The sequence below is a fragment of the Ruminiclostridium cellobioparum subsp. termitidis CT1112 genome (assembly GCF_000350485.1).
Taxonomy (GTDB): domain Bacteria; phylum Bacillota; class Clostridia; order Acetivibrionales; family DSM-1351; genus Ruminiclostridium; species Ruminiclostridium termitidis.
This window is the reverse complement of the sequence record NZ_AORV01000038.1, coordinates 78032-85291: the sequence shown is the minus strand read 5'-3', so window position 1 is coordinate 85291 and position 7260 is coordinate 78032. Positions and strand designations below refer to the sequence as shown.

General features: G+C 38.8%; 6 protein-coding genes. 1 reads left to right on the top strand and 5 read right to left on the bottom strand.

Going from position 1 to position 7260, the window contains the following annotated elements; genetic code table 11:
* The first annotated feature begins 421 nt into the window (after positions 1-421).
* A complete protein-coding gene (locus CTER_RS14600) occupies positions 422-2725 on the top strand; it encodes an extracellular solute-binding protein (protein ID WP_040761271.1) in 2304 nt (767 codons plus the stop codon).
* A 116-nt stretch (positions 2726-2841) separates the two neighbouring features.
* On the opposite strand, the gene CTER_RS14595 is transcribed toward CTER_RS14600, so the two are convergent.
* The 5 genes from CTER_RS14595 to CTER_RS14575 all read right to left on the bottom strand — a co-directional run bounded on the left by CTER_RS14595 (position 2842) and on the right by CTER_RS14575 (position 6969).
* Positions 2842-3066 carry a hypothetical protein gene (locus CTER_RS14595; protein ID WP_004626531.1) on the bottom strand — a complete coding sequence of 75 codons (225 nt, stop codon included), beginning with the start codon at positions 3064-3066 and terminating at the stop codon, positions 2842-2844.
* Between the two features lie 62 nt (positions 3067-3128).
* Positions 3129-4418 carry an ATP-binding protein gene (locus tag CTER_RS14590; RefSeq protein WP_004626501.1) on the bottom strand — a complete coding sequence of 430 codons (1290 nt, stop codon included), beginning with the start codon at positions 4416-4418 and terminating at the stop codon, positions 3129-3131.
* 92 nt (positions 4419-4510) lie between these two features.
* Positions 4511-6094 (bottom strand): DUF4153 domain-containing protein, encoded by a 1584-nt coding sequence (locus CTER_RS14585; protein ID WP_004626499.1) that lies wholly within the window; start codon positions 6092-6094, stop codon positions 4511-4513.
* Positions 6095-6262: 168 nt separating this feature from the next.
* On the bottom strand, positions 6263-6484 hold the full coding sequence (locus CTER_RS14580; protein ID WP_004626442.1) for a helix-turn-helix domain-containing protein: 222 nt from the start codon (positions 6482-6484) through the stop codon (positions 6263-6265).
* Between the two features lie 14 nt (positions 6485-6498).
* On the bottom strand, positions 6499-6969 hold the full coding sequence (locus CTER_RS14575) for a DUF2975 domain-containing protein (RefSeq protein ID WP_004626451.1): 471 nt from the start codon (positions 6967-6969) through the stop codon (positions 6499-6501).
* Positions 6970-7260 lie beyond the last annotated feature (291 nt).

Genomic DNA, 7260 nt, shown 5'->3' with positions numbered 1-7260 from the left:
TTTCATTTTTTTTGCTCTGGTGTATGTTTTAATTTTGAGTACCATTGAAGGTAATCAGTGCATTTTTCTGTTTAAGCCTCTTCGGTATTTTTACTGCTGCGGGCTGCGATTTTAGCAGCTCTGGCCTCTTTCTTGGACATCTTTGGCGCTTTCTTGGCACTACCCTTATCACCCATACAAATTCTCCTTTCAAATAACAGTTTAACTTGTAGTAATCACATCATATGATTATTTCTATTATTTCCAATGATTTCTAACAAAATACAAGGTTTAATATTTTAATATGAACAAACTGTAAATTCAGTTAAAAAATGAGATGCACCCGTATACTTCTATTCCCTTTTCTTATATTTTATGGTATATTTGCACTTGATTGTATTGTGAAATAACGACCTCGGAGAAAGGACAGTGATATACCAGAATGACAAAACAGATAACATGCATTATATTGGCGGCATTGATTATCATGGGTGCAAGCGCCTGCGGCGATAATGCTAAAAAAGAGACGGCTGCCAATGTTCTGGATATGAACAATGTATCCAACTACCAGGAACAGGACCTGGGCAGGGAATTGGGGCTTAAGAATGCCGGCATGAAAATAGGTCTGGATTCCGGGAACCGGCTGGTTTTAACGGAGCAGAGGGAAAAGGATGTTTATAATGTCACTGCAGACACGAACGGTAAGAGAGTTCAGGAATATAAATGTGATTATACGGATATTAATTTTACCCTTGATTCACAGGACAACAGATATGTGATCAGAGAAAAATATGGACAAATTAAAGAGGGCGACAAAAAAAGAGAAGTTGAAAGCTCGGTAGTTATATATAATTCAAAGGGAGAAAAACAAAAAAGTTTTGAACTCGGAAAAAGAACCTATACCGATGAGCAGGCAGGAATAACGGATATTGCCGTAGATACAAAAGGAAATGTATATTTGCTGGAGAGAAGGGAGAAGGTTGAGGTTTTGAACCCTGACGGCAAAAAAATCAAAGACATTGAAGCAAAGAAAATTGACTTTATAGAAATCGATGACAAGGATAACCTGCTTATGGGATCTTCAAGCGGAGAGTCCGGTAAATCGTCTGTTGAAATAATAAGTTTGGGTCAGGATAAGGGTAAACTGCTGACAGAACTGAGCGCCGGGCATTTTATGCACGAAATGAAGTATAGCCTGGTAAATAAGAAACTATATTTTTTAGCTGAAAAAGGTATTATAGCGTGCACACCTGAGGGAAAAACGGAAGGGTATGTATTTGATCTCAAGCAGTCGTCACTTCTGGATTCGGGAACTTATACAAATGATTTTGTTTTCGATAAGGATAATAATATCTACATATTGGCTTTTAAGATGGACAATTCATCAGGGGAGAACAAGAGTGTCTCTTTGTTTTATAAATATTCTCCTTCCAAGGAACCCGGGAATGCGGCAGATCAGAAAACCCTCAGTATTTATACGAGGTATTCTGAAAAGTATCTGGAGTCGGCAATTGCCCAATTCCGGAAAAAGTACCCTGACATAAAGGTAGATTTGAAGGATTTTTCGGCAGCTACCATTAGTTCAAGTGAAGATGGCCCCGGTGATGATGAAATAAACAGGGCTCAGAAGGCGGAAGAGGATTACCGGAAAATTGTAAGTACAGAGTTAATGGCCGGTAAAGGCCCGGATATTGTTGAGACTGAAGGTCTCCCCTATAGAAGATATATAGATAAGAATTGTTTGGAAAACCTTAGTGAAGTGATAAAAAACGATAAGAGCTTTGATATAAACAACTACAAGCAAAATATTCTGAATGCTTTCAAGTATAAGAATGATCTGTTTGTAATGCCTGTAAATTTCAGCTTTGCCTCCTTTGCTGCCAATAAAGGCATAATGGATAAGGAAGGAATCAGCATAGACAGTTCTAAATGGACATGGAAGGATTTCCTGTCATTAGCCCAAAAGATTACCAGGGATAACGACGGAGATGGAAAACCGGATCAGTATGCTATGGAAAAGATGTCACCGGAAGGCATATTCAGCATGGTTCTTCTGAGTGAATACAACAATTTTATTGATCTGGATAAAAAGTCCTGCAGTTTTGATTCAGGAGAATTTATTGACTTGCTGAATTTCACAAAAGGGTTTTCCGATATGGGTGTTTGCAGTCCAAAGCTTGATATCTCTGAACTCTATAAAATGCTTGATCCGGGAACAATTGGATTTATGAGAAGCTATTTCGGTACCTATCAGGGGGTAATACAAACCCAGTGTCTGATGAACGGCGAAGTGGAATTTTATAATATGCCTTCATACAGTGCCCAAAAAACACCGAATATAATTTATGAGGGAAGGACATATGCCATTAACAACAACTCAAAACTTAAGGCGGAGGCGTGGGAATTTATTAAGTTGCTTCTTTCAGATGAAATACAAGCCAGAGACGATATGTATCAATTCCCTGTAAGCATAAGTGCCCTTGAAAAGAAAGCCAAAAGTGAGATTGAACGGAACTATATGTATATGGCATACAAGGACAAAGGACGTAAAGTCAGGGCATTAAATGAAGAGGATGTAAAAATGGTGAACAAAATGATAGATGAGTTGGAGCTACTGCCCTACGTTGAAGAACAGGCTTCACAGATCGTATTGGAGGGTATAAAAGATTTCTTTTCAGGAAAGAAGTCTGCCCAGGAAACAGCTAAATTGATTCAAAACAAGGTAAGTATATATCTAAATGAATAGTGAAAATTGCTTATTAATATTCCAGTAAAAATTATGGCCCATTAAACCGGTACGTGAGTGCCGTATAATGGGCATAATTATTTTTCCTCAATAATTTTAATCAATATAATATGTATTTACTGCCTTTTCATACCTGCAGTCCAGTCCCAGGTGCTCTGCAAAGCAACCAGGGATTTATTAAAAATGAGGGCGGTTTCAGTATCCCTGTACACTTCCTTGCTGTGATAAATCTGCTCCAGCGTTTTTGAATAGGCCGGTTTTGCCGCTGCTGCCGTCCAGGTGCCTAAAGAAGAGAGCATGAAAATAAACAGCAGAATAAGTGCCTTGATTTGCTTCGACATGTGAGCCCCCTAAGTGTCAATAACTAAATTCATAAATGGTGGTATGTGTAATCCAAGGTAAATTACAGTTTGGTTTTTAGATAGGTTATAAAGTGCTGGGCTGTTCTGCCCGATAAACCGCCGTGGCGCATCTCCCATTTGTTGGCTTCAAGGAACAGCTCTTCCTCGGGAAGTGCTATGTTGTTTTTCTGGGCCAAAACTCTGACGATATTGTTAAACTCCTTTTTATTTGGCGAAATATAAAGGATGGACAGCCCAAAACGGGCGGCCAGTGACAATTTTTCCTGAACGGTATCATTTGTGTGGAGGTCATCGTCCCTGTCGTCCTTGTCACTCCATTTTTCCCTTATCAGGTGTCTTCTGTTGGACGTTGCGTAAAGGAGGACATTGCCAGGGTGCATTTCAAGGCCTCCTTCTATGATGGCCTTAAGATATTTATACTCTGTTTCATAATCTTCAAAGGACAGGTCATCCATATATATTATGAACTTGTAATTCCGGTTCCTTACCTGCTGGATTATTTCCTGCAAATAGCCGAACTGGTGCTTGTACACTTCTATCATCCTGAGTCCCCGGGAGCTATATTCATTGAGAATGGCCTTAATGCTTGAGGACTTGCCGGTACCACTGTCACCGTACAGCAATACATTATTCGCCTTGTACCCGTTTATAAAATCTTCAGTGTTTTTGATGAGCTCCTTTTTTTGCAGCTCATAACCTACAAGGTCATCCAAATATATGTTACCGGTATTTGCAATGGGAATAATATCAGCCGACTGTCCGCCGGGACACACCTTGAAGGCTTTGTACATTGCGAATTTACCGACACCGTGCTGTCTGTAAAAATCGCTTGTATGCCTGCAGAAAACCTGGGGATCACTGGAATGCCTGAGATTGTAGGTAAGTTCTCTGAAAGCCTGTATTATATCAGTATCCATCAGTGCTTTTGAGCTGTCCGGATTGCTGAAGTCCGAAACAAAACACAGACAATCCAATCCAAGTACTTTATCAATCAAAGTTAGATCAAAATCAAATAATTGCTTGAAAATCCTGAAGTCGTTTAATGCCAGCCGAGTAATGGTTCCTGTTACCGAGCCGCCTATTTCAAGAGATCTGGAATAGGAATTTTCATTATTGACCAGCAAATAGGTCAGAAAACAGTGCCACAGATTACCTTCAAATCCGCAGCACATGCCAAACTCTATCAGCTCATTGGTACACGGATATATGATTTTTTTAATCTCTTCGTAGTTAATATTTTCATAGTTATTGATTATACCGGTAATATTATCAAATAACGTTTGCTGCTCAAACTTACGGTATAAAAATAATTCATTTGTATCTACGTACATATAATACTTCCTTTACAGGTATTTATCTCACGATAGCAGTTTTTCTTACTTTATATCATTTGGGCAGTAAGATGTCAATCTTTTGCCTGGAGCTATTTTGCTATGCCGGAAAACACCTGCTGTGCCTCGATACTGTCCAGTGTAAATCCATATAATGTATTTCTGATTTTACAGGATGCTTTCTGTTTCTGTAATATCACTATTATATCGGACTTGGCAAACTGGCTTCCGTCTGAATCCATATCCTTTAAACGTGCAATTTCGGGTGCTGCAGTATAGGATAGTCTTCCAAGATGGTATACGTCCAGGGTTATCTTAGTGGGGTCACTGATGTAACGGTCGATATTATAGCGGGCTATTAACCTCTCGGTATTTGTGAGGCTTAAAATGCAAACGCCCGTGACTACAGTAATGCCGATAAGCTTCATTACATCCATTTTAGGTATAAAGCATTTAATAATCATCCAGACAAGACATAGACCGATAAGGCACATGAGCCACAGTGTCAGCACACGTTTCACACTTAGTCCGTAAGCATCCACATATAAAAGCATTCTCTTTATGGCTGACACCAATAAAATACCATTGCATAAACAAAGGGAGACGGTACAGAGCTTAACCCATGAAGGGAGCTTATCTTCCTTCTTTTTGGTCATTATCATAACAAAAAGTGCTATGGAAATTATTATACCTGATGCAGCGGTGAGTTCAAAGAAGCCCCGTCTTGCATATTCGGCATAAGTCATATCCGATACGGTGATATTGACCGTACCTCCGAAAAGATAAGCGAACTGGAAGCCCACGAAAGCAATCAGCAAAATATTAATTATGGTCAGGAAAGTTCCGATAACAAGCCCGTCAACGGAATTTCCTATTTTCCCGGCGGCTTTTTCCTCATGTTCCTCGTATTTAAGACCCAGCAGTGCGGCAGAAAGAAAGATTCCGCCGAAGAATCCCAGGAACAGGTCGGCAAATATGTTGCCGAAATCCACATTGATGAAGCTAACAACACTGTTGACAGCGTTTTCAAAAACTGCATCGGCACTCATGAACAGGCCCAGCAGAATTATAACAACGGGCAGTGAAATAGCCAGACCTATAAGTATAAGTGTTGCTTTACCGGAGCTATGTGTTTTTCTTCTTTTTTTCAGGAATTCCAGGGAGAAAAAGGGCATCCCAAGGTTCAGGAAGGAGTGTCCGATGATTTTTGACATTACCCTTGTCAGCATGTCATATGAGAAAAGACTTTCTGCCGGATTGGTGCCCAGCATGACAAGCTGGATACATACGAGTCCGATTAAGGTAAGCCAGGTTATGAACCGGGTACTGGGATTGTAGTGCAGGAAAAAGCTGAAGGCCAGAAGAAACACCGGAATTGTCAGAAATATGCCCGTCCGGTTAATGGGCTTCTCCTTTTCATGGAAATAGTAAAACAGGCTGGAATAGAAGGCTATGGCGAATATGGGAACAGATATGCCGGCAATACCGAGAAAAATTGTCTCTGTAAAAAGGGTGGCCAGTAAAATGCTTAGTATGGTAATGATAAAGCCCTTCGGGGATATTACTTTTGATTTGAAGGCCTGATATTCCGATGTTTTGTCTCTTGGTATATAAGGTTTATAATTTGGAGGTACATTATTAAGCGGTTCTGGCAGAGGTTTTTTTTGATCTTCCATGGTCATACTCCTTTGCTTGATTTTTTTAAATTGAATTACTAAAAAAGGGCATAATTCAAAATGGACTTGTAAATATTCTTTTTTAGAAAATTAAATTTAATGTTAAGTAGTGTTTCCGGTTAATGAAAATTATGAAATTATTCAGTTTTTAGATTATATCCGGATATCCTATTTTGCAGGTTCCTCCTCCGGAACATATTCCAGGATATCGGCAGGCTGGCAGTTAAGCGCCTTACATATTTCCTCAAGTGTGGAGAAGCGGATTGCCTTTGCCTTATTGGTCTTTAATATGGACAGGTTTGCAGTGGTGATTCCAATTTTTTCAGCCAGCTCGGTTGAGCTCATTTTCCGTTTAGCCAGCATTACATCAACATTTACTATGATAGGCATCTTTTTTCTCCTCTCTAGATTGTCAGATCATTTTCCTGCTTGTAGCTGACTGCCTGGTAAAATAGCCTGGCTATTATAAAAATACAGGCTGAAAGGAATAAAAAAGTCAACCCAACCAAAAGTACAAATGCGGAGGGAATAAAATAAATTGCGGCAAGGTAAGCGAAAGCTATGGGCAAACACCAGTAGGAGATGTATTTGATTCTGTTGGCCGTATCAAGGGTAAAAGGGTCTTTTTTATTTATATTGCGAAGAATCTTTTTTGACTGCCCTAAAATACAAAAGGCACAAATCCCCGATAAAAAAAGCAGTATCAGCATGGAATAATAAACGTTGCCGGATACATAACTGTTTTTAAAGAGCAGGTAGTTATTCAACGTCCAGGGAAGGGAGCCAACCAGTATCACACCCATAACCTGAAATACGGTACACATAACCTCAACAATATGACTCAGATTTTTTTGCCCGGGCAATTGCAGCTTCATATAAACCTCCAACAATGTGCAATATATTTTATCCTTTAAGTGTAATATAACCCCATAATTATCGTTTGTCAATAAAAACATACCAATAAATAATAAAAATTAATTGAAATACAATTAATTTGCAATCGAAACCCATTCTTGAAAAAAATCATTTGATTAATTGGGATAAAATAGTATAATTGATACAAATACTTTTGTGATGGAATAGATATATTTACAGGTTGACATAAATTTATGTGTATAGTAAAATAACGCATACAAAGTATTTATAAAAATACAATTAAAAAAATG